The organism is Nonomuraea sp. NPDC049158, from assembly GCF_040648335.1.
Taxonomy (GTDB): Bacteria; Actinomycetota; Actinomycetes; order Streptosporangiales; family Streptosporangiaceae; genus Nonomuraea.
Genome location: NZ_JBEZDM010000011.1, coordinates 116,397 through 137,354, shown reverse-complemented (window position 1 = coordinate 137,354; position 20,958 = coordinate 116,397). Strand labels below are relative to the sequence as shown.

Annotated in this window: 20 protein-coding genes; 14 read left to right on the top strand and 6 right to left on the bottom strand. The window is 70.1% G+C overall.

Annotated features, from left to right (window positions below; all coding sequences use genetic code 11):
* Positions 1–16 precede the first annotated feature (16 nt).
* Together AB0B61_RS24645 and thpR are read left to right on the top strand one after the other, a co-directional pair.
* Positions 17–1,243 carry an MFS transporter gene (locus AB0B61_RS24645; protein ID WP_358435949.1) on the top strand — a complete coding sequence of 409 codons (1,227 nt, stop codon included), beginning with the start codon at positions 17–19 and terminating at the stop codon, positions 1,241–1,243.
* 22 nt (positions 1,244–1,265) lie between these two features.
* A complete protein-coding gene (thpR, locus tag AB0B61_RS24640) occupies positions 1,266–1,823 on the top strand; it encodes an RNA 2',3'-cyclic phosphodiesterase (RefSeq protein ID WP_358435946.1) in 558 nt (185 codons plus the stop codon).
* 95 nt (positions 1,824–1,918) lie between these two features.
* Here thpR and AB0B61_RS24635 read toward each other — a convergent pair whose 3' ends face one another.
* A complete protein-coding gene (locus AB0B61_RS24635) occupies positions 1,919–2,887 on the bottom strand; it encodes an aldo/keto reductase (RefSeq protein ID WP_358435943.1) in 969 nt (322 codons plus the stop codon).
* Between the two features lie 119 nt (positions 2,888–3,006).
* Between AB0B61_RS24635 and AB0B61_RS24630 the strand changes: the two genes are divergently transcribed.
* Together AB0B61_RS24630 and AB0B61_RS24625 are read left to right on the top strand one after the other, a co-directional pair.
* Entirely contained in the window at positions 3,007–4,281 is a 1,275-nt protein-coding gene (locus AB0B61_RS24630; RefSeq protein ID WP_358435940.1) for an MATE family efflux transporter, read from the top strand.
* A 7-nt stretch (positions 4,282–4,288) separates the two neighbouring features.
* The gene (locus AB0B61_RS24625) at positions 4,289–5,299 is read left to right on the top strand and encodes a hypothetical protein (protein ID WP_358435937.1); all 1,011 of its coding nucleotides are present in this window, start codon (positions 4,289–4,291) and stop codon (positions 5,297–5,299) included.
* A 95-nt stretch (positions 5,300–5,394) separates the two neighbouring features.
* Here AB0B61_RS24625 and AB0B61_RS24620 read toward each other — a convergent pair whose 3' ends face one another.
* From AB0B61_RS24620 to AB0B61_RS24605, 4 genes are read right to left on the bottom strand one after another with little or no spacing between them, the layout of a single operon-like run.
* Positions 5,395–6,327: a PhzF family phenazine biosynthesis isomerase gene (locus tag AB0B61_RS24620; RefSeq protein ID WP_358435934.1), complete on the bottom strand. Its 933-nt coding sequence runs from the start codon at positions 6,325–6,327 to the stop codon at positions 5,395–5,397.
* A 25-nt stretch (positions 6,328–6,352) separates the two neighbouring features.
* Entirely contained in the window at positions 6,353–6,739 is a 387-nt protein-coding gene (locus tag AB0B61_RS24615) for a RidA family protein (protein ID WP_358435931.1), read from the bottom strand.
* A gap of 13 nt (positions 6,740–6,752) precedes the next feature.
* Positions 6,753–8,267 carry a leucyl aminopeptidase gene (locus AB0B61_RS24610; RefSeq protein WP_358435928.1) on the bottom strand — a complete coding sequence of 505 codons (1,515 nt, stop codon included), beginning with the start codon at positions 8,265–8,267 and terminating at the stop codon, positions 6,753–6,755.
* Positions 8,264–9,193, bottom strand: coding sequence for a DMT family transporter (locus AB0B61_RS24605; protein WP_358435925.1), 930 nt, complete (start codon positions 9,191–9,193; stop codon positions 8,264–8,266). Before AB0B61_RS24605 ends, AB0B61_RS24610 begins: the two co-directional genes overlap by 4 nt.
* Before the next feature lie 130 nt (positions 9,194–9,323).
* Between AB0B61_RS24605 and AB0B61_RS24600 the strand changes: the two genes are divergently transcribed.
* Positions 9,324–10,295, top strand: a complete 972-nt coding sequence (locus AB0B61_RS24600; RefSeq protein ID WP_358435922.1) for a LysR family transcriptional regulator — start codon at positions 9,324–9,326, stop codon at positions 10,293–10,295.
* Between the two features lie 39 nt (positions 10,296–10,334).
* On the opposite strand, the gene AB0B61_RS24595 is transcribed toward AB0B61_RS24600, so the two are convergent.
* Positions 10,335–10,709 carry a hypothetical protein gene (locus tag AB0B61_RS24595; RefSeq protein WP_357651238.1) on the bottom strand — a complete coding sequence of 125 codons (375 nt, stop codon included), beginning with the start codon at positions 10,707–10,709 and terminating at the stop codon, positions 10,335–10,337.
* A gap of 86 nt (positions 10,710–10,795) precedes the next feature.
* Here AB0B61_RS24595 and AB0B61_RS24590 point away from each other — a divergent pair, with 86 nt between their 5' ends.
* From AB0B61_RS24590 to AB0B61_RS24550, 9 genes are all read left to right on the top strand, one after another.
* Positions 10,796–11,701 (top strand): NAD(P)H-binding protein, encoded by a 906-nt coding sequence (locus AB0B61_RS24590; protein ID WP_358435920.1) that lies wholly within the window; start codon positions 10,796–10,798, stop codon positions 11,699–11,701.
* 165 nt (positions 11,702–11,866) lie between these two features.
* Positions 11,867–12,304, top strand: a complete 438-nt coding sequence (locus AB0B61_RS24585) for a VOC family protein (RefSeq protein WP_358436364.1) — start codon at positions 11,867–11,869, stop codon at positions 12,302–12,304.
* Between the two features lie 75 nt (positions 12,305–12,379).
* Positions 12,380–13,369: an NAD-dependent epimerase/dehydratase family protein gene (locus AB0B61_RS24580; RefSeq protein WP_358435917.1), complete on the top strand. Its 990-nt coding sequence runs from the start codon at positions 12,380–12,382 to the stop codon at positions 13,367–13,369.
* Positions 13,366–14,556 (top strand): L-2-hydroxyglutarate oxidase, encoded by a 1,191-nt coding sequence (gene lhgO / locus AB0B61_RS24575; RefSeq protein ID WP_358435914.1) that lies wholly within the window; start codon positions 13,366–13,368, stop codon positions 14,554–14,556. The genes AB0B61_RS24580 and lhgO overlap by 4 nt, the downstream gene beginning before the upstream one ends.
* Before the next feature lie 14 nt (positions 14,557–14,570).
* Complete coding sequence (locus tag AB0B61_RS24570) at positions 14,571–15,266, top strand: response regulator transcription factor (protein ID WP_358436361.1); 696 nt, start codon at positions 14,571–14,573, stop codon at positions 15,264–15,266.
* Positions 15,266–16,687, top strand: coding sequence for a HAMP domain-containing sensor histidine kinase (locus AB0B61_RS24565; protein ID WP_358435912.1), 1,422 nt, complete (start codon positions 15,266–15,268; stop codon positions 16,685–16,687). Before AB0B61_RS24570 ends, AB0B61_RS24565 begins: the two co-directional genes overlap by 1 nt.
* A 65-nt stretch (positions 16,688–16,752) precedes the next feature.
* Complete coding sequence (locus tag AB0B61_RS24560) at positions 16,753–17,409, top strand: response regulator transcription factor (RefSeq protein ID WP_358436359.1); 657 nt, start codon at positions 16,753–16,755, stop codon at positions 17,407–17,409.
* 9 nt (positions 17,410–17,418) lie between these two features.
* Positions 17,419–19,194, top strand: a complete 1,776-nt coding sequence (locus tag AB0B61_RS24555; RefSeq protein ID WP_358435909.1) for a GTPase domain-containing protein — start codon at positions 17,419–17,421, stop codon at positions 19,192–19,194.
* On the top strand, positions 19,191–20,933 hold the full coding sequence (locus AB0B61_RS24550; RefSeq protein ID WP_358435908.1) for a GTPase: 1,743 nt from the start codon (positions 19,191–19,193) through the stop codon (positions 20,931–20,933). The genes AB0B61_RS24555 and AB0B61_RS24550 overlap by 4 nt, the downstream gene beginning before the upstream one ends.
* Positions 20,934–20,958: the final 25 nt, after the last annotated feature.

Here is a 20,958-nt window from a genome sequence, read left to right as displayed (position 1 = left end):
AGAACCCAAGACCGGGATGTTCCGGTCACTCCAGGTACGTAACTACCGCATGTTCGCAGCCGGTGGCGCGGTGTCCAACGTCGGCGGCTGGCTGCAACGCACCGCCCAAGACTGGCTGGTGCTCGATCTGACCCATGGCAGCGCGGCGGCCCTCGGCACGGCGACCGCGCTGCAGTTCCTGCCGATGCTGCTGTTCGGGCTCTTCGGCGGCGTGCTGGCCGACCGCTACCCCAAGCGCCCCATCCTCATCGTGGCGCAGTCGCTCATGGCCGTGCTCGCCCTGGTCATCGGCGTACTGACGATGACGGGCAGCGCCCAGGTGTGGCACGTCTACGTGATGGCGTTCACGCTGGGTGTGATCTCCTGTGTCGAGGTGCCGACCAGGCAGGCGTTCGTGGTCGAGATGGTGGGCCGCCGGGATCTGTCCAACGCGATCGCGCTCAACAGCTCCATCTTCAACCTGGCCCGCGTCGTGGGACCGGCGATCGCCGGTGTGCTGATCTTCCTGTTCGGGGGCACGGGGCCGCTCTTCCTGATCAACGCGGTGACGTTCGCCGGCGTGATCTCCAGCCTGATCTTCATGCGGAAGTCGGAGCTGAACCTCTCCGTGCCGGTGCCGAGAGCCAAGGGCCAGCTCCGCGAAGGGCTGCGCTATGTGCTGCATCGCGAAGAGCTGCTGATGCCGGTACTGCTGATCGGGTTCGTCTCGATGTTCTCCCAGTCGTTCTCGATGTCGATCGCGCTCATGGCCCGCGAGGTCTTCAAGGCCGGCGCCTCGTCGTTCGGCCTGGCCTCCAGCATGTTCGCCGTCGGCGCGCTGGGCGGGGCGCTGCTCGCCGCCCGCCGGGCCCGGCCGTCACGCCGTATGCTGATCGCCGGAGCCATCGGGTTCGGGCTGTTCCAGATCGCCACCGGGCTGGCCCCGGTCTACCCGGTGTACCTGCTGCTGCTGATCCCCACCGGCATCGCGTTGATCACGATCAACACGGCCGCGAACGCGAGCGTCCAGCTCGCCACCGCGCCGGACATGCGCGGCCGCGTCATGGGCATCTACATGCTCGTCTTCACCGGTGGCGCGCCAGTCGGCGCCCCGCTGGTCGGCTGGCTGTCGGAGCTGGGCGGACCCAGGACGGGCGTCATGCTCTCCGGGCTGCTGGTGCTGGTCGGCACGGGCGTCGCGGTGATGCTGACGAGACTGATCAGCGCCCGTGTTGTGGGCGAGCCGGTGCTGGCGATCGCCTGAGCACGTTGCAGAATCGGGTGGCATGAGGTTATTCGCGGCACTGATGCCGCCCGATGAGGTGCTCGACGAGATCGAGCACGCCATCGCGCCGCACGTCGGGCAGGTGCCGGGCCTGCGCTGGCCGGACCGCGCCACCTGGCACATCACGCTGGGCTTCTTCGGCGAGGTGCCCGAGCACGTCCTGCCGGAGCTGCAGGTGCGGCTGGCCCGCGCCGTCGCTCGGCATACCAGCCTGGACCTGGCATTCACCGGGTTCGGGGCGTTCTCGTCCGCCCGCCGGGCCAGGGTGTTCTGGGCCGGGCTCTCCGGTGACTCGATGATCCGCTTGTCGGAGTCGGTCAGAGCGGGCGCCCGCCGGGCGGGGGCCGTACAGACCGACGACAAGCACTTCCACCCGCATCTGACGCTCGCGCGGGCGAAGGCGGAGATGGACCTCCGCCCGCTCGTCGAGTCGCTGTCGGAATTCAGCGGCTCGACATGGCGGGCGAAAGCCGTCCATCTCGTACGGAGCCATCAGGGAGCGCAGATGAGGTACGAGTCACTCGCACAATGGGATCTGGCACCCATCGGGCGCGATTAGGCTCCAGATTGTGGACCGTCCTCGCCCTTGGCTGCTGCCCGTCGTGCTCGGCCTCCTGCTGCTGATCGTCGTGATCGGCGCCCTGCTGACCTGAGTTACCAGGCGTAGTCCTCCGGCGCCGGACGGTGCCCGGGGAAGATCTCGTCGAGGCGGGCCAGCGCCTGCTCGTCCAGTTCGATCTCCAGCGTGCGCAGGCTGCCGTCGAGCTGCTCCTGCGTGCGCGGGCCGATGATCGGAGCGGTGACAGCGGGCTGCTTCAGGAGCCAGGCCAGCGCCACGTACGCGGGGTCCTCGCCGAGTTCGTCGCAGAACTTCTCGTACTGCTCGATCTTGTCGCGGTGCTTCTCGAGCTCCGTGACCATGCGGTCGGCGGCCGACCGGCCCTTGTCGATCTTGCGCAGCACGCCGCCCAGCAGGCCGCCGGCCAGCGGGCTCCACGGGATCACGCCGAGGCCGTAGTCCTGGCTGGCGGGCAGCACCTCCAGCTCGACCGCGCGGGTGAGCAGGTTGTAGTGGCTCTGCTCGCTCACGAGCCCGATCGAGTTGCGCCGGGCCGCGGACTCCTGGGCCTTGGCGATGTGCCAGCCCGCGAAGTTGGACGATCCCACGTACAGGATCTTGCCCTGCTGCTTCAGGACGTCCATGGCCTCCCAGAACTCGTCGAACGGCGTGTTCCGGTCGACGTGGTGGGCCTGGTAGAGGTCGATGTAGTCGGTCTGCATGCGCTTGAGCGAGGCGTCGCAGGCCCGGCGGATGTTCAGCGCGGACAGCAGGTTCTCGTTGGGCCAGTCGCCCATCGCGCCGTAGAGCTTGGTCGCGATGACCGTCTTCTCCCGGCGACCTCCGCCCTTGGCGAACCAACGTCCGACGATCTGCTCGGTGATCCCCTCGCCCTGCTTCCAGCCGTACACGTTGGCCGTGTCGAAGAAGTTGATGCCCAGCTCATGAGCCCTGTCCATGATCGCGAAGGAGTCTTCCTCCGCGGTCAGCGGGCCGAAGTTCATGGTGCCCAGGCAGAGTGGACTGACCCGGAGGCCACTGCGTCCGAGGTTCACATAATCCATGAACTCCACCCTAAATACCTGGAGTGCACTCCAGGCTAGTAGGGGTGGCGGGAATGCCTGGAGTCCGCTCCAGCCGCCGGCATGCCTGGCCTTCGCTCCAGCCTACTAAGATCGGCCGGGTGAACTCGGGCCTCCTTCGTGCGGCGGTGCCCCTGTTCCTCTCCATGGTCACCACTACGCTCGGCACGCTGGTGGTCACTTCCGTGCTCGGCAGGCACGCCACCGTCACGCTGGCCGCCTTCGCGGTCATGTCGGCCGTCCTGAACCCCGCCTCCGCCGCCGTCGTGGGCGCTCTGCGCGGGCTCGCGCCCTTCGTCGCGCCGTACAAGGACTCGCCCGCGGCGGCCGTGCCGATCCTGCGTGACGCGCGCTGGCTCACCCTGCTGGTGGGTGCGGCCGGTGCGCTCGCGGTGCTGTGCGTGCCCCTGCTGGCCCGCGCCACGGGGGCGCCCGCCGAGGTCGTGGCCGAGCTGGGGCCGCTGCCCTGGCTCCTGTCGCTCTATCTGCTGGTGTTCGCCTCGGGCGGTGGGGCCAACACCGTGCTCGTGGCGCTCGGCCGCAGCCGCCAGGTCCTCTGGTCCAGCCTGGCGGCCAGTGCCGCGATGATCGGCGGCACGGTCGCCCTGGTGCCGCCGCTCGGCCTGACCGGCGTGGGTGTCGCCTGGCTGCTGTCGGGCGTCGCGGGTGTGCTCGTCTCGAACCTCTGCCTGCGCCGCGCCCTCGGGACGCGCGTCGGCCAGGGCCGGCCGCGGATCAGGGAGATCGTCCGGCTCGGCCGGGTGAGCATCCCGCTGGCCGGGACGGTACTGATCAAGTTCGGCGGCCTCGGGGTCGTCACCTTCGCCGCGAGCACGACCGGCACCCGTGACGTGGCCGCCCACGCGGTGCTGAGCACGCTCACCGGGTTCATCATGCTGGCCTCGATCTCCGTGGCGCAGGCGTCGGTGCCCGAGGTGGCCAGGGCCCGGGACGTGACGCGGGCGCGCCAGGCCAACCGGGCCGCGGCGCTGCTCGCTCTGGCGGGGACGGCCGTCGCCGCGGCTGTGCTGCTCGGGTTCGGTGACTCGGCGCTGGTGCTGTTCAGCGATGACGCGAGCGTACGAGAGCGGGTCGCGGCGCTGCTGCCGTTGATGCTGCTGGCCTCGACGGCCGACGGGGCGCAGGCGGTTCAGGGCATCGGGCTCACCGCGCTCAAGCGGTCGGGGGCGAGCTTGATCTACTTCGCCGTCGGCTACGGGGCGATGGTGGCCGTGGCCGCACCCGTGGCCGCGGTTTGGGGGCTCGTCGGGCTGTGGTGGCTCATGGCGGTGACCAACGGGGTGCTGGTCGCGCTGCAGGGCGCCGGATTTCACCGGCACAGCGCTACCGTGGGCGCGGCGTCCGTTGGGGCATGATGGCGGGGTGGGGGATGTTGTGATTCGTACGGCCGCTGGGGTTATCGCGGTCTTCGTGGTGTTCGTTCCGGCACATGCGGCCTTCGCCGATGACGGCGACAAGAAACTGTTCACGTTCAAGGACGCGCGGATCACCGAGTCGAGCGGGCTGGCTGTGTCGCCGACGAAGGAAGGCGTCTTCTACACGCACAATGACAGCTCGGCGGCGCCGACGTTCTACGCGGTGGGTTCCGACGGACGGACCCGGGCGACGTACCGACTCCAGGGGGCGCAGGCCCGTGACTGGGAGGCGATGGCCGCGAGCAAGGACCCCGCCACGGGGCGTGGGGTGCTGTGGTTCGCCGACATCGGCGACAACCTGGACGGGGCCTGGCCGAACGTCTCCATCTACAAGGTCATGGAGCCGGAGACGCTGCGGGACGCCACCCTTCCGGCGGTCCGCTACCGGTTCCGCTACGCGGACGGCGCCAGGAACGCCGAGGGCATCATGGTCAACCCCGTGACCGGGCGGCTCTTCGTGGTGTCGAAGGAGTTCTCCGGGTCGGTGTACCAGGCGCCCAAGAAGCTCAGGAGCGACCGGGTCAACGTGCTCCGCAAGGTGGGGACGGCCCCGATCATGGCGACGGACGCCGCGTACGCGCCCGACGGCAGCTCGTACGTGATCCGTACGTACTTCTCGGCCACGGTCTTCCGGCCCTCGGGGGAGTCGATCGCCAGGGTGTCGATGCCGGAGCTGAAACAGGCCGAGTCCATCGCCTACACCCGCGATGGCAAGGGCCTGCTGACCGGCTCGGAGGGCGTCCGCAGCCCGGTCTACCAGGTGGCGCTGCCCGCGGCCGCGCTACCGGCCGCCGGCCCGTCCAGCTCGCCGACCCGCCGGCCGAAGACGACCGCGTCGCCGTCCGCCCGGCCGGTGGCGGCGGCCAAGGGGCTCAGCGCGCGGGACGTCCTGATCTGGCTGGCCGCCGCCGCGGGCGCCGGCGGCATCATCGCGGCGATCGCCCGCCGCACCCGGTAGGTACGGCGGCCGCCGGGGTGTCCGGCGCCATCCGTGTCATGGAGTAAACGCGCCGCCTCTGACGCCGTTCCCGCATCCCCGGTGCCGGCAGCGGTTCAACGCGGTGTCCGCTGGACCCCGTCCGGCAGGGGACTGTGCAGCTCGGCCCTGAATGCCGTTGCCGCATCGCCTGTGATGGATACCAGGAGTCTGCCGTCGGACTGGGTTTCGACATGAACGCGTACATCGCCGGGCCGTCCCATCGCTGCTCCCTGTCTCCCGGTGAAGGTGAGTCGTCCGCCGGGTGCCGCGACGATGCCGTGCCGCACCAGATAGGCGCCGAGCGGGCCGTGCCCATTGCCGGTTACCGGGTCCTCGATGATGCCGATCGCGGGTGCGAACATCCTCGACCAGGTGAGCAGACGGGCGTCGCCGGTGGCACGGGAGAAAACGAAGAAGCCGTTGCTGCCCACTTCATGGCTGAGCTCCGTCAACGCGGCGGGATCCGGCTTCAAGGCGTCCACCGCGGCGCGGTCACGCAGTTCTATCAACACTTTGGAGTGCCCGGTCGAAACGACCTGGACCGGACCGTTGTCGGCGAGGTCGCCAGCACCGGCGCCCAGACCTTGCAGGAGCCTGTCCACCTGGTGGCGGTCCAGCTCGGGGCCGAAGTCGGCCGCACCTTGGTGCATCCCGATCCGCACCCGGTCGTCGTCCCGGTGGACTTCCACCCGCTGGAGCAGCCCAGTGCCCGTCTTCTGCACCAATGAGCACGACGGCAAGTCATACTCCACGGCTCGGGCGAAATGTGCCCCCACGGTGGCGTGCCCACAAGTCGGAACCTCTGTCGTCGGGGTGAAGAAGCGGACTCGCACATCATGGTCAGGACCATCCGGGGGCAACACGAACGCCGTCTCGGAGTTGTTGAGCTCGCGCGCGATCGCCAGCATTTCGGCGTCCGTCATGCCCTGTGCCGTCAGCACCACACCGGCCGCATTACCGGTGAACGGGGTGAGAGTGAAGGCATCGATCTGGTAGAGAATCCTCATAGTCGGCTGCCCTTTCGATCGGGAGTCATGGTGTTCGCCAGGAGACAGCGTCTGCCGCTACGCGAAAGCCATGGTGCAACCCGGCGACTTGGAGCACGGTCCGCGCTGGGCGATGTTCGCCGAACACCTCAGCGAAGACGGCGTCGATCGCGTCCCAGTCAGAGATGTCCGTCAGGTAGAGGTTGACCTTGGCAACGGACTCGATCCTGCCTCCGAAGGATTCGACGATCGACAGGACATTCGACAATGCCTGTCGTGCCTGCCGTGAAACGGGGGAATGGGAAGAGATGTCGCTGCCCACTGGAAGCTGCGCGGATACCCAGATGGTGCCGTCCGGCGTGACCGTGGCCAGTGAGTAGTGGCCGAAGGGTGCGGTGGAGCCGTCAAGGGTCATACGGTCTTCGGTCCCCATTCGTCGTGGATTGTCATCTGCCAGCCGGCTTGCGATCGCCCGCGATGTCCTCCGCCAGCTGAACCAGGGTTCGCACTGCGGATCCGGTACCGCCCTCGGGGGTGTAGCCGTAGGGGGCGCCCTCGTGGAAGGCGGGTCCGGCGATGTCCAGGTGAGCCCATGCGGTGTCGTCCGGCACGAACTCCTTGAGGAACAGGCCGGCCACCAGGCCACCTCCCATCCGCTCGCCGGTGTTGGCGATGTCGGCCACACGGGAGTCCAAACTCTTGCGCAGCTGGGCAGGCAGCGGCAGCGGCCAGACCTGCTCGCCGGCCCGCCTGGCGGCGTCGAGGATTCGGTCGCGGAAGGCGTCGTTGTTGGACATCACGCCGAAGATGCGGTTGCCCAGCGCCATCCTCATGGCCGCGGTCAGGGTGGCCACGTCCACGATGGCGTCAGGCTTGTCCTCGCCCGCGCGTACCAGGGCGTCGGCGAGCACCACCCGTCCCTCGGCGTCGGTGTTGAGCACCTCGACGGTCTTGCCGCCGTACATCCGCAGCACGTCGCCGGGGCGGGTGGCGGACCCGGACGGCATGTTCTCGGCCAGCGCCAGCCAGCCGGTGATGTTGATCCGCAGGCCGAGCCGGGATACGGCCGCCACGGCTGCGAACACGGCGGCGGCGCCGGACATGTCGCGTTTCATGATCTCGTTGGAGCCGACCGGCTTCAACGAGATGCCGCCCGAGTCGTAGGTGATGCCCTTGCCCACGAAGGCCAGGTTGGTCTTCGCCTCCGGGTGGTTGTAGGCGATCTTCACCAGGCGCGGTGGGTTGGCTGACCCCTGACCGACACCGAGGATGCCGCCGAACGAGCTTCGCGTGAGCGCCTTGTCGTCGAGGACCTCGACCTCAAGCCGGTACTCCTCACCGACTGCCCGCACGATGGCGGCGAAACTCTCCGGGGACAGGTCGTTCGCCGGCATGTTGACGAGGTCCCGGCAACGGTTCAGCTCCCGGCCGATCACAGTGGCGCGCTGTGCCGCGACCTCCGCGCTCGGGTAACCCCGATGATCGGTGAGGATTGTCAGCTCACCGACAGGGGCCTTGGCGTTGCCGGGTGCGCGGTACGCGATGAAGGCGTACGCGCCGAGCAGACCGCCCAGGGCTACCGCCTCCGCGGCTTCGGCGGTCTCGACAGGAAGGGCCAGGGCGGCCTTCCTGACGCCGGCCAAGCTCCGGGCGGCCGCACCTGCGGCCTCGCGCAGGTTCTCGGCGTCGTACGCGCCGCTGCTGACGGCGGCGCCGAGGCCGACCACGAGGACCATGTCGGCCTCGACGCCGTCGGGGGACGGCAGCTTGACCACCTCGCCTTCAGTACCGGTCACCCCGAGCATGCCGAGGATCTCGGCCCACGCACCGTCGAAGGCCTTGGCCACTGTCTCCGCTCCGGGTGCGAGCACCGGCCCCTGAGGGCCTTTGGCGACACCGATCACGATGGCGTCCGCTCGCAGCGACGCTGCCGGGGAGGTGCTCACTGTCACTGTCGTCACTGAAGGACATCCTCTTCTTTCGTAGTCCGCGAGGTTTCGACGGCCGGATTCCGTCGACGCGTCATGCCGACACCGATGAGTACGACGACCATTCCGGCCGCGACCCGGACGCTGAAACCCTCGTCCAGCACAATGGCCCCCAGCACCACCGAGACCACCGGCAGCAGGTAGCCGACTGTCGCGGCATTGGTCGCGCCTTCGTCCGCGATGATCCGGAACGTGAGGTGGAAGGTGATTCCGGTGGCGAGGACCCCCAGGATGACGACGGCGATCAAGCCTCGCTGGTCGGCCTGGACCGGCGCCAGGCCATCGGCCGGCAAGGTCAGCGCCGTCAGCGCCGCCGCCGCGAAGAGCTGAGCCGTGGAGAGGGAGATCGTGGCGGCACCCTTCCCCACGAGGTTTCGTCCCATGTAGACGAAGCCGATGGCATAGCTGGCCGCCGCGACGACGATGGCGAACGCTCCCCAGCCGACAGGGCCGGCATGCTGCCATGGAGCGAAGATCACCACGACTCCCGCGAACCCGAGAAGCAGCCCGCCCAGGCGGGCCGGATGGACTCCGCGTTCGGTGCCGATGACGATTCCGATCAGCAGCGACCACAGCGGAGTCGTCGCGTTCAGCACGCCGGCCACCCCGGAGTCAACGCTCTGCTCACCGATACTGAAGAGGAAGAAGGGCAAAGCGTTGCAGAAGAAGGCGGCAACGAAAAGGTGTCCCCAGATCTTGCGCCCATGGGGGAGGCGCTGGCGCGCTCCAAGGCACAACGCCAACAAGGTGAGCGCCCCGAGTACGCAGCGAGCGAAGGTGAGCTGGGCAGGAGACAGCGCGGTCAGGGCCAGTTTGATCCAGAGGAATGTCGATCCCCACAGCAGGGCGAGTACGCCCAGACGGGCCCATGCCCAGGTTCTGCCGGCGGTGCCGTTCACGCTTGTTCTCCTCGTTTCGAGTCGTCTTGTGGACGCATGCCGCCGCTGATCGGGCCCTCACCCGCTCAGTTTCGATAAGCTCGCGAGATGAAGCAAATAAATCCACTTCATCTACTCATGAGGTAGTTACATGGGCTTTACCCTGCGCCAGCTGGAAGTGTTCACGGCCGTGATCGACCACGGTGGCTTCGGTGCGGCAGCCGACCACCTCCGGATGAGCCAGTCAGCCGTCTCCCACACACTCGCCGCGTTCGAACGCGCCACTGGGGCCCCGCTGGTGCGCCGTTCCCCCGCCGTTGCCGCGACCATGCTCGGCGAGGTCCTCCTCCCCCACGCGCGCAGCGTGCTCGCGGCGGCACGCGCCATGGAAGCCGCCATCGAGACCCACAATGAAAAGGACGCCACCGGCCTCGTCCGGGTGGCGGCGCCGCCGACCGTCTCCCACCGGCTCATTCCCGAACTGTTCGCCTTATGGCGTACGGAGATTCCCGGGGTCGACATCCGGCTCTTCGAAGGCAGCGATGCCGAGCTCGAGGAATGGCTGGCGACCGGGGCCGTCGACGCCGCCGTGCTCATCGATCCCGACCCGTTCCCAGCGGGCGGTCTGCTGCTGGCCAGCGACGACTTCCGGGCTGTGCTCCGACAAGATCACCCGCTCGCGGCCAGCGGGCGCATCGAACTCGAGGACCTTCTGGCGGATCCGCTCCTGGTGACCTCCAGCGGCTGCGAGCCCCAGATCAAGCAACTGCACCTCATGGCCGGCGCCGGCTACGCCCCCGCGCAGAGGGTCCACGACGTCAGCACCCTCCTCGCCATGGTCGAAGCACACCTCGGCGTCGCGATCATGCCTTCGCTTGCCGCCACCATGCTCCCCGACACCCTCACCATGGTCGAGCTCGAACCGAGACTCGGCCGTCGGCTCGTGCTCACCGGCCCCACGGACCGGCCTTGGAATCCCCACGTCACACGTATGCGAGACATCGCACAGAAGTCCACAGGGAGTCGCGCGAGGCATAGCGGGGGTGGCGTGGCTGGGACACTCGGCGACGTGCACGGGCTGAGCCGTGGGGAATTCGTCCGTCAGGCCGCCCAGGCCTTCTAGCTGATCACATCGGTGCCCCAAGATGGGCACGTCGCTACGTCATCGGAAGTTGCGCATGGTCGCGGTGAACATATCGCCGCGCAAGGCTTGCTCGACGACGGTGACGGAGCGGGCCAGGCGGACCAGACGCGGCCCCTCCTCGCGATAGACGTCGAGCACCGCCTCGACGGCATGAGGAGGGAGATGACCTTTGAGATCTACCGCTGCGCTTCGGTATCCCGCCCTTGCTGCTTCGACAGATGCATTCACGTGGTGGACAGCCATTCTCGCCAGGGCGATCGGATGTCGTTTCAAGACTTCGTAGGCCCTGTAGTCCGGGGGAACGGCGTCGAGCAGCCAGGCCACTGCCGAGGTCTCCCAGTCGGGGACGCTGGGTGGCCGGACCTCGGGCGGCCACTCTGGCGGCAGATACATGACACCATCGTACTCACGTTCGATTTGTTGGCGAAGAGGTAGTTTTACCTGGGGTAAGGCCACAGCGATAGGAAGGAGATCGGCCGATGGTCGCCAGCAATCTTGTTCTCGTCGCCGGGGTCGGTGGAGTGGGTCGTACGGTCCTCGAGCAGTTGCGCGCGCAGGACGTACCGGTGCGGGCGATGGTGCGCCACGACGATGATCGGGCGGCTGAGCTGCGTGCGCTCGGCGCGGAGGTGGTCGTCGGCGATCTGACCCGGCCCGAGACCGTCGCGCCCGCGCTGGAGGGCGTCGGGCCGATGTACTTCGGGATGCCCGTGTCGCCGGACCATCTGCTGGCCGCGACGGTGGTGGCCACCGTGGCGCGGGAGTACGGGGACCTGACCGGCCTGGTCGACATGTCACAGATGACGGTGTCGCAGATGACCGCCATCAGCACCGCCCAGTCGCACCAGCAGCGGCTGCACTGGCTGGCGGAGCAGGTGCTGAACTGGTCGGGCCTGCCCGTGGTGCACATCCGGCCGACGGCGTTCCTGGACAATCCGCTGTTCACCACGCTGGCGGCGCGTTCGATCCGGGAGAACGGCACGATCGAGCTGCCGTTCGGCACCGGACGTACGTCGCCGGTCGCCGTGGACGACGTCGCCCGGGTGGTCGCCACCGTGCTCCGCGACCCGGCTCCGCACGTCGGGCACGTCTACGAGCTGACCGGGCCACGTACGGTCGACATGACGGAGATGGCGGCGGAGTTCTCACGGGCGTTGGGGCGTCCGGTGTCCTATGTGGACGTGCCCCTGGACCGGTGGCGGGCCGAGGTGCTGGCGACGGCGGGCCTGCCGCCGCACACCGAGGAGCACATCGCCACCATGGCCCGGCTGCACCGCGAGAACCGCTACGACCGCGCGTCCGACGACGTGGAACGCGTCACGGGCGTCCCCGCTCAGACGATCGAGGCGTTCGTGGCCGCGCGCAGGGACTTCTACCTGGGCTGAGCCGTTCCGTATGGAGGCAGCGACGACCGCTTACCGATAGTTGAAGCCGGCGTTCCTGGACTTAGCCCGTGACGTGCGCGAATGTGGAGAGAACGTCCCCCCATGTCATAGACAGCAGCCCCGGGGCCACCGGGGGTCGAACGGGGAGGATCCGCCGCTGTGGACATGAAGCTTGAGGTCGTGGTGGTGCCGGTCGCCGATGTCGACCGGACCAAGGACTTCTACAAGGCGCTCGGGTGGCGGGAGGACGCCGACGTCGCCGCCGGCGCGGACTTCCGGGTGGTGCAGCTGACCCCGCCCGGATCGCCATGCTCGATCATCTTCGGCAGCGGGGTCACCTCGGCCGCGCCGGGCTCGACGCAAGGCCTGCATCTGATTGTCGACGACATCGAGGCGGCACGGTCCGAGCTCGCCGAGCGCGGGGTCGACGTGGGTGAGGTGTTCCACGACGCGGGCGGGGTCTTCCACCGCGCCGGGACCGAGGGGCGGGTGTCGGGCCCGGAGCCGGACCGCCAGAGCTACGGCTCCTACACCTCCTTCAGCGACCCTGACGGCAACGGCTGGATACTCCAGGAGGTCACCACCCGCCTCCCGGGCCGCTGAGCCCGGAGCCGGGACGCTGCCATCCGTTGACCAGAAGGTTGATAGATCACCCAAGTAAGCGCTAGCTTCCATGGCATGCGCGTCCTGGTCAGCGGTGGCTCGGGGTTCGTCGGCTCGCACGCGGTCATGGCCCTGATCGCGGCCGGTCATGAGCCATGCCTTCTGGCGAGAAATCCGGAAAAAGTGCGTCGGGTGCTGGGGGCCGGGGACTGGGTGATCCGCCAGGGGGACATCCGCGACGCGCCGGCCGTACGGGCCGCTCTGGAGGGGTGTGACGCGGTGCTGCACGCCGCCGCCGACATGGGGGTCACCGGGCACGGGGCGGACCTGCGCGGGTCCAACGTCGTCGGGCTGCGCAACGTGCTCGGGCAGGCCGCCGAGCTGGGGCTGGATCCGATCGTGTACGTCTCCACGATCGCGGTGTTCGTGCCGCCCGCCGAGCCGCTCATCACCGCCGACAGCCCGCTGGTCAGCCCCAGGAACGCCTACGGCAGGTCCAAGGTCGAGGGCGAGCGGTACGCCAGGGAGCTCGGCGGCGTGACCATCGTCTATCCGGGCGGCATCGCCGGGCCGGGCCAGCCGACGCTCGACGCGCTCAACGAGGGGCTCCGCGCGGGCCTGCGGTGGGGCTGGCCGATCGTGCCGGGCGGGGTGGGCGTGCTGGACGTCCGGGATCTGGCCGTCGCGCTGGCCCGCTGCTTCACGCCCGGCCGCCTGGATCGCCGCTACCTGCTTGGGGGAAATTTCCTGACCTGGAGGCAATTGGCCGACATGTGTGCGGAGGTGACGGGACGGGCGGGACGGACCTATCCGATGCCCGGCGGCCTGCTGCGCGGGATGGCCGCGACGCTCGACGGGCTCAAGCGGCTGGTGCCCATCGACTACCCCCTCACTCGTGACGCGGCCGACTTCATGCTCACCTTGGTCCCCACCGATGACGGCCCCGCGCTCAAGGATCTCGGCCTCACCCTGCGCCCGGTGGAAGACACCGTTTCGGATACATTGCGGTGGTTGACCGCTGAAGGCCACCTGGAACCCGGCAGAATCGGCAAACTGGCGCTGTGACAGAGAAGATCGGTGTCATCGGGGCCGGCATCGTCGGCCTGGCGGTCGCCCGCGAGCTCGCCACCACGAGAGGTGCCGAGGTGACGGTCCTCGAGAAGGAGGACCGTGTCGGCGCGCACCAGACCGGACACAACAGCGGCGTCGTCCACGCGGGCATCTACTACCCGCCGGGCTCGCTCAAGGCCAGGCTCTGCCGGGAGGGCGTGGCGCTGCTCAAGGAGTACTGCGCCCAGCACCACCTGCCGTACGAGGAGGTCGGGAAGCTGGTCGTGGCCTGCACCAGCGCGGAGCGGCCGCGGCTCGCGGCGCTGGCGGAGCGGGCCAGGGCGAACGGCGTCCCCGGCATCACCGAGCTGGACGCGCTCGGCCTGCGCGAGATCGAGCCGCACGCCGTCGGCGTCGGCGCGGTCCACTCGCCGCACACCGCGATCGCCGACTTCCCCGCCGTCGCGCGCCGGCTGGCGCTCGACGTGGCCGAGCTGGGCGGTTCGGTACGACTGGCACACCCGGTCAGGGCGATCCGGGAGACCGCCGGGAGCGTCGAGGTGCTGGCCGCCGGGCGGCGGTTCGCCTTCGACCGGCTGGTGATCTGCGCCGGGCTGGGCACCGACGCGGCGGCCCGGATGGCGGGACGGCCGGGCGACATCAGGATCGTGCCGTTCAGAGGCGAGTACTACGCGCTCGACGGAGCGGCCAGGGACCTGGTGCGCGGCCTGATCTACCCGGTGCCCGACCCGCGTTACCCGTTCCTCGGCGTCCACCTGACCAGGCACATCGACGGCGAGGTGCTGGTCGGGCCGAACGCGGTGCTCGCGCTCGCCTATGAGGGCTATCGGGGATACAACCTTCGTAATTCCTGGCAGATTCTGCGCTGGCCGGGCACGCTGCGCATGGCCCGGCAGCACTGGCGTACCGGGCTCAAGGAGGTTCACGGCTCGCTGGTCAAGGGGGCCTTCGTCCGGGCCGCGCGCCGCTACGTGCCCGAGCTCACCGCCTCCGACCTGCGGCGAACCGAGGGCGGGGTACGCGCCCAGGCCGTGGCGAAGGACGGCCGGCTGGTCGACGACTTCGCCGTGGACGTGGAAGGCAGGGTCGTTCTGGTACGCAACGCGCCGTCCCCCGCGGCCACCTCCAGCCTGGCGATTGCTCGGCACATCTCCGGAATTGTCCCAGCACTCGTTCGGTGAGGGCATCCTTGGAGATGATGGAAGCGCGACTGCTGATCGTCGAGGACGACCCCAACATCCTCGAACTCCTCGCCGCGAGCCTGAGGTTCGCGGGTTTCGACGTGTGTACGGCTAAGAGCGGCCTGGACGCCGTCACCGCCGTCCAACGGCACCGTCCTGACCTGGTCGTCCTTGACGTCATGCTGCCCGACCTCGACGGCTTCGAGATCGTCCGGCGGCTGCGCGGCGGGGGTGTGCACGTGCCCGTGGTCTTCCTGACCGCGCGCGACGAGACCGAGGACAAGATCCGCGGGCTGACGATCGGCGGCGACGACTACGTCACCAAGCCGTTCAGCCTCGAAGAGGTGGTCGCCAGGATCCACGCGGTGCTCCGCCGTACCAGTGGCGAGTCGCAGGCGCCGCCGCCCAGGCTGACGTTCGCCGACATCGAGCTGGACGAGGAGAGCCACGAGGTGTGGCGGGGCGGCAACGCCGTGTCGCTGTCGCCCACCGAGTTCAAGCTGCTGCGTTACTTCATGACGAACGCGGGCCGGGTGCTGTCGAAACCGCAGATCCTCGACCACGTCTGGGACTACGACTTCAGGGGTGAGGTCGGGATTGTCGAGTCCTACGTGTCGGTGCTCCGCCGAAAGATCGACAACCGCAACCCGCGGCTCATTCACACGCTGCGCGGTGTCGGATACGTCCTGCGGCTGCCGCCGAGTCCGTGATGCGCGGCCTGCCGCTCAGGATCAAGCTCATCGCCGCGATGCTGGCGCTGCTCGGCGTCGGGCTGACCTTCATCGGCGTGGTGAGCGTCTCCGTGCTGCACGGCTACCTGATGAACCGGGTCGACAGCCAGATCCAGCTCCTGTCCATCCGCGTGGAGAACAAGCTCAAGCACGACCAGGAGAAGCGCGATCGGGGCAAAGAGACCAACGACAAGATGGCGCTGATCGAGTCCGACACGATCGTGCTGGTGAAGCCGCCGGGCGGGGCGCTCGCGCCGGTGTTCGGCGACCGCGACGTGGACGCGCGGCCGAGGCCGCTGCTGTCGCCCACGCCGGGAGCGAACCTCTACACGACGCGGGCGGTCAGCGGCGACGGCGAATGGCGGGTGCTACAGACCTCGACCGTGGTGGGCGACTACGTGATCGCCGCGGACCTGGAGGAGGTCAGGGACATCACCCGGCGGCTCGGCCTCATCGAGCTGCTGGGCGGCGGTGGCATCCTGCTCATCCTCGCCGTCGTGGGCGTCGCGATGGTCCGGCGGAGCATGCGTCCGCTGGCCGAGATCGAGAGCACGGCCGAGGCCATCGCCGGGGGCGAGCTCGGCCGCCGGGTGCCGGCCGGCGACCCGCGTACGGAGGTGGGCCGCCTGGCCCTGTCCCTCAACGGGATGCTCGCGCAGATCGAGGCCGCGTTCACCGCCCGGTCCGCGTCCGAGGCGGCGGCCCGCCGCTCCGAGGACCGGATGCGCCAGTTCATCGGCGACGCCTCGCACGAGCTGCGCACCCCGCTCACCTCGATCCGCGGCTTCGCCGAGTACGCCAGGCAGAACCAGAAAGCCGACGCCGCCGAGCTGATGCAGCGCGTGGAGAAGGCCGCGGGCAGGATGAGCCTGCTCGTGGACGACCTGCTGCTGCTCGCCCGTGTGGACCAGCAGCGGCCGCTGCGCATGCGGCCGGTCGACATGCTGGCGCTGGCCGCCGACGCGGTGCACGACGCGCGCATCCTGGCGCCCGACCGGGTGATCAGCCTGGACGTCGTCGGCGGCGCGGCCCTGATCGTCTCCGGTGACGAGGTACGCCTGCGCCAGGTGGTCACCAACCTCATGACCAACGCCCTGACCCACACCGAGCCGGGCACCCCGGTGACGGTACGAGTGGGGGCAGGGTCCGACAAGGCGTTCCTGGAAGTGGGCGACAAGGGGCCCGGCCTCACGCCCGAGCAGGTCGAGCGGGTGTTCGAGCGGTTCTACCGGGCCGACTCGGCCAGATCACGGCACCGCTCGGGCGAGGACCGGGGCAGCGGGCTCGGCCTGGCCATCGTGCAGGCGCTGGTACGGGCGCACGGCGGCACGGTGCTGCTGGACAGCGCGCCGGGCTCGGGCTCCACCTTCCGGGTCGAACTCCCACTCGCCTTGGAGTGAGCGTTCAGCTATTCCTCAGCCTCCTGAGTCACTCTGAGTAGGTGACTAGACCCGAGGCGCTGATCATGGTGGTGGACGACGAGCCCAGCATCCGAGACCTGCTGTCCGCGAGTCTGCGCTTCTCCGGCTTCGAGGTGCTGACCGCCGCCGACGGCTACGAGGCCGTGGAGGTGGCCGAGCGGACCAGCCCAGACCTGGTCGTGCTCGACGTCATGCTGCCCGATCTCGACGGGTTCGAGGTGGCCAGGCGGATCGGCGTACCGGTGCTCTTCCTGACCGCCCGCGACAACACCGAGGACAAGATCGTCGGGCTGGGCGTGGGCGACGACTACGTGACCAAGCCGTTCAGCCTGGAGGAGGTCCAGGCCAGGATCCGCGCGGTGCTCCGCCGTACCCGAGGGGAGAACACCCCCGCGAGCCGCCTCCAGGTCGCCGACCTGGAGCTGGACGAGGAGGCCCGCGAGGTCTGGCGCAACGGGCGGCAGGTACGGCTCTCGCCGACCGAGTTCAAGCTGCTGCACTACTTCATGTCCAACGCCGGGCGGGTGCTGTCCAAGGCGCAGATCCTCGACCACGTGTGGAACTACGACTTCGGCGGCGACGCCGGCGTGGTCGAGTCGTACGTCTCCTACCTGCGGCGCAAGGTCGACGACGTCGAGCCCAGGCTCATCCACACGCTGCGCAGCGTCGGATATGTGCTGCGGGAGCCCCCGGCGGGCTAGCGTGGTCCTATGGATCTGCTGGGCGCGTTGGAGGGGTTGCGCCACCGGCTCGATCGCGAGCTGTTCCCGCTCGAGATCGGCCCGGCCGCCGACGACCGTCGCGCGCTCAAGGAGCTGACCGGCCAGCTCGACGACTACCTGCTGCCCAGGCTGCGGGCCATCGACGCGCCGCTGCTGGCCGTGGTCGGCGGCTCCACCGGGGCGGGCAAGTCGACCCTGGTCAACTCGCTGGTCGGGGCCGACGTCGCCGAGCCGGGCGTGCTGCGGCCCACCACGCTGGTGCCGACGCTGGTGGTGAGCCCGGCCGACCGCGACTGGTTCATGGGCCAGAACGTGCTCCCCGGGCTGTCGCGCGCCACCGGATCGGCTGCGGGTGCCCTGCGGGTGGTCACCTCCTCGTCGCTCGGCGCCGGGCTGGCGCTGCTCGACGCGCCCGACATCGACTCGGTGGTGACCGCGAACCGCGAACTGGCCGCCCAACTGCTGGCCGCTGCCGACCTGTGGCTGTTCGTCACCACCGCCGCCCGCTACGCCGACGAAGTGCCGTGGAGCTTCCTGCGCTCCGCGCGCGAACGCAGTACGGCGCTGGCCCTCGTGCTCGACCGCGTGCCCGCCGAGGCCGTCGAGCCCGTCACCCGCGACCTCGAACGCCTGCTGGTCGAGAACGGCCTCGACGGCACCCGGCTGTTCACCGTGCCCGAGGCGGCGCTGCCGTCGGAGAAGGCGCGGCTGCCCGCCGAACTGGTCTCGCCGATCTCCGCCTGGCTGTCCGAGCTGGCCGCCGACGCGGCCGAACGGTCCCGGGTCGTCCGGCAGACGCTGTCCGGCGCGCTCGACAGCCTGGTCACGCGGGTGCCGCTGCTGGCCGAGGCCGTCACGCGGCAGCAGGCCGGGTTCGACGGGCTGCGGTCCATCGTGTCGGGGGCCTACGCGGGCGGCCTGGCCGACTTCGACGAGGGCATGCGCGACGGGTCGCTGCTGCGCGGCGAGGTGCTGGCCCGCTGGCAGGACTTCATCGGCACCGGCGACCTGATGCGGTCGCTGGAGAGTCGGGTCGGCTGGCTGCGCGACCGGATCGCCGGCTTCTTCACCGGGCGGGCGCCCGCCGCGTCGCTGCGGGACGCGCTGGAGAGCGGTGTCGAGACGCTGATCAGAGGCGCCGCCGACGGGGCCGCCGAGCGCAGCCTGGAAGGCTGGTCGGCCGCTCCCGGCGGGCCCGGGATCATCGCCCGCGTCGGCGCGGTGGACGCGGCCCGGCTTGGCCGGACCTCTCCCGACCTGGGCAAGCGGGCCTCGGCGGCGGTGCGGGGGTGGCAGGAGTACGTTCTCGACCTCGTACGCCACGAGGGCGCCGAGAAGCGGACCACGGCCAGGATCGCCTCCTTCGGCGTGAACGGGGCCGGGCTGCTGTTGATGCTGGCCGTTTTCGCGTCCACGGGTGGGCTGACGGGGATCGAGGTGGGGATCGCGGGCGGCACGAGCGTGCTGTCACAGAAGCTGCTGGAGGCGGTGTTCGGCGATCAGGCGGTGCGGACACTGACCGTGCAGGCGCGGGACGATCTGCGGGAGCGGGTGCGGGTGCTGCTGGAGGAGGAGGCGGGGCGGTTCACCGCGCTGCTGGCTGAGGTCGAGCCACCGGCCGGAGCGGCGGACGCCCTGCGGGAGGCCGCTCAATCGGTCCGGATCCATCGCACCGAGCTGCCGTCGGGCCCGGGCCCGGGCCCGGCTCCGATCGACGTCGGTGAAGGTGTCGGTGGAGGTATCGCCGAAGGTGAGGGGTCGTGAAGCTGCTGCGCCGTAAGGAGGGGCCGTCGCTGGACTCCCGGCTGGCCGCGCTGCTGGAGGCGGCCGAGCTGGGCGACGGGCGGCTGCCGGCCGACGTGGTGTCCAACGCGCGGGCGGTGGCGGAGCGGGCCGGGACCCGCCGGAGCCTGTCGGTCGACCACACCGTGGCGGCGCTGGCCGGGGCCACGGGGAGCGGGAAGTCGTCGCTGTTCAACGCGCTGGCCGGGGATGAGCTGGCGGCCGTGGGCGTCACCCGGCCGACCACCTCGACCGCCCAGGCGGCGCTGTGGGACGGGACGGGCGCGGGTCCGCTGCTCGACTGGCTGGAGATCCCCCAACGGCACACCCCGCAGGCGCCCGCCGCGCCCGCTGGGTCCATCGCGCCCGCCGCGCCTGCTGGGTCCATCGCGCCCACTGGGTCCGCTGGGTCCGCTGTGTCTGCGGCGCCGGCTGCGCCCGGTCAGGCGGCTCCGGTCGCGGATGCGGATTTTTCCGGGCTTATCCTGCTAGACCTCCCCGATCATGACTCCATCAGGCTGGCGCACCGCCTGGAGGTCGACCGGCTGGTGGAGCTCGTGGATCTGCTGGTGTGGGTGCTGGACCCGCAGAAGTACGCCGACGCGGCGGTGCACGAGCGCTACCTGCGTCCGCTGTCCGGGCACCGGGACGTGATGGTCGTGGTGCTCAACCAGATCGACCGCCTGCCGCCCCACGCCGTGGACCGATGCCTGCGCGACCTGCGCCGCCTCCTGGACGACGACGGGCTGACCGGGGTGCCCATCCTCGGCGTCTCCGCGCGCACCGGCGCGGGTCTGGCCGAGCTGCGCGAGCTGCTGGCCAAGCGGGTGGCCGAGCGCCGCTCCTGGTCCGCCCGCCTGTCCGCCGACGCCTCCGCCGCCGCCGACCGACTGGCCGACCCATCCCTCGGCTCCGGTACGCCGGGTGGCGCGGTGGCGGGGCTGGGAGTGCCTCTCACCGACGCGTTGTCCGAGGCCGCCGGGGTGCCGCTGGTCGTGGCGGCCGTCAGCAAGGGGCACCGGCATCGGGCCGTGGTCGCCACCGGCTGGCCCGTCACCAAGTGGGTCCGGCGGTTCCGGCCCGATCCGTTGCGCAGGCTGCGCATCGGTACGAGCACCGCGGCCAAGTCGGCCGACCGGGAGATCGTCGGCCGCACGTCCGTACCGGCTGCTTCGGCCGTACAGAAGGCGCAGGTCGAGACAGCTCTCAGGGACGTCGGCGAGGCGGCGGCGAGTGACCTGGCGGGGGTGTGGGCGGCGGCGGTGCGGCAGGCGGCTCGGTCGCGGGCCGGGGATCTGGCCGACGCCGTGGACCGGGCGGTGGCGACGACCTCGCTCGGGGCGACCCGGCGGCCGAGGTGGTGGCGGGCGGTGGGGGTGCTGCAGTGGCTGGTGTTCGCCGTCATGGTGGCCGGTGGGCTCTGGCTGGGGGCGCTGTTCGGCATGGACTACCTGCGCCTGCCCCAGCCGCCCCTGCCGACGGTGGGTGTGGTGCCGTGGCCCACGGTGCTGCTGGGCGGGGGTGCGCTGGCCGGGGTGGCCATCGCGCTGCTGTCCCGGCTGGCGGCCTGGGCGGGTGGGCACCGCCGGGCGCGGCGCGTGGCGAAGGCGCTGCGGGCGGCCATCGCCCAGGTGGGCGCCGACTACGTACTCGATCCGGTGGAGGGCGAACTGGCCAGGCACGCCCGCTTCACCGACGCGATCACCCGCGCCCGCGCCTGAGGACCCATACACGCTCACCACACCG

Bases quoted from the DNA above. Each gene is read 5' to 3' on its own strand.
- AB0B61_RS24615 (WP_358435931.1), bottom strand. From the start codon at position 6,739: ATGGGGACCGAAGACCGTATGACCCTTGACGGCTCCACCGCACCCTTC.
- AB0B61_RS24585 (WP_358436364.1), top strand. From the start codon at position 11,867: ATGAAGCTTGAGGTCGTGGTGGTGCCGGTCGCCGATGTCGACCGGACC.
- AB0B61_RS24590 (WP_358435920.1), top strand. From the start codon at position 10,796: ATGGTCGCCAGCAATCTTGTTCTCGTCGCCGGGGTCGGTGGAGTGGGT.
- AB0B61_RS24555 (WP_358435909.1), top strand. From the start codon at position 17,419: ATGGATCTGCTGGGCGCGTTGGAGGGGTTGCGCCACCGGCTCGATCGC.
- AB0B61_RS24600 (WP_358435922.1), top strand. From the start codon at position 9,324: ATGGGCTTTACCCTGCGCCAGCTGGAAGTGTTCACGGCCGTGATCGAC.
- AB0B61_RS24635 (WP_358435943.1), bottom strand. From the start codon at position 2,887: ATGGATTATGTGAACCTCGGACGCAGTGGCCTCCGGGTCAGTCCACTC.
- AB0B61_RS24595 (WP_357651238.1), bottom strand. From the start codon at position 10,709: ATGTATCTGCCGCCAGAGTGGCCGCCCGAGGTCCGGCCACCCAGCGTC.
- AB0B61_RS24560 (WP_358436359.1), top strand. From the start codon at position 16,753: ATGGTGGTGGACGACGAGCCCAGCATCCGAGACCTGCTGTCCGCGAGT.
- AB0B61_RS24565 (WP_358435912.1), top strand. From the start codon at position 15,266: ATGCGCGGCCTGCCGCTCAGGATCAAGCTCATCGCCGCGATGCTGGCG.
- thpR (WP_358435946.1), top strand. From the start codon at position 1,266: ATGAGGTTATTCGCGGCACTGATGCCGCCCGATGAGGTGCTCGACGAG.
- AB0B61_RS24645 (WP_358435949.1), top strand. From the start codon at position 17: ATGTTCCGGTCACTCCAGGTACGTAACTACCGCATGTTCGCAGCCGGT.
- AB0B61_RS24570 (WP_358436361.1), top strand. From the start codon at position 14,571: ATGATGGAAGCGCGACTGCTGATCGTCGAGGACGACCCCAACATCCTC.
- AB0B61_RS24580 (WP_358435917.1), top strand. From the start codon at position 12,380: ATGCGCGTCCTGGTCAGCGGTGGCTCGGGGTTCGTCGGCTCGCACGCG.
- AB0B61_RS24620 (WP_358435934.1), bottom strand. From the start codon at position 6,327: ATGAGGATTCTCTACCAGATCGATGCCTTCACTCTCACCCCGTTCACC.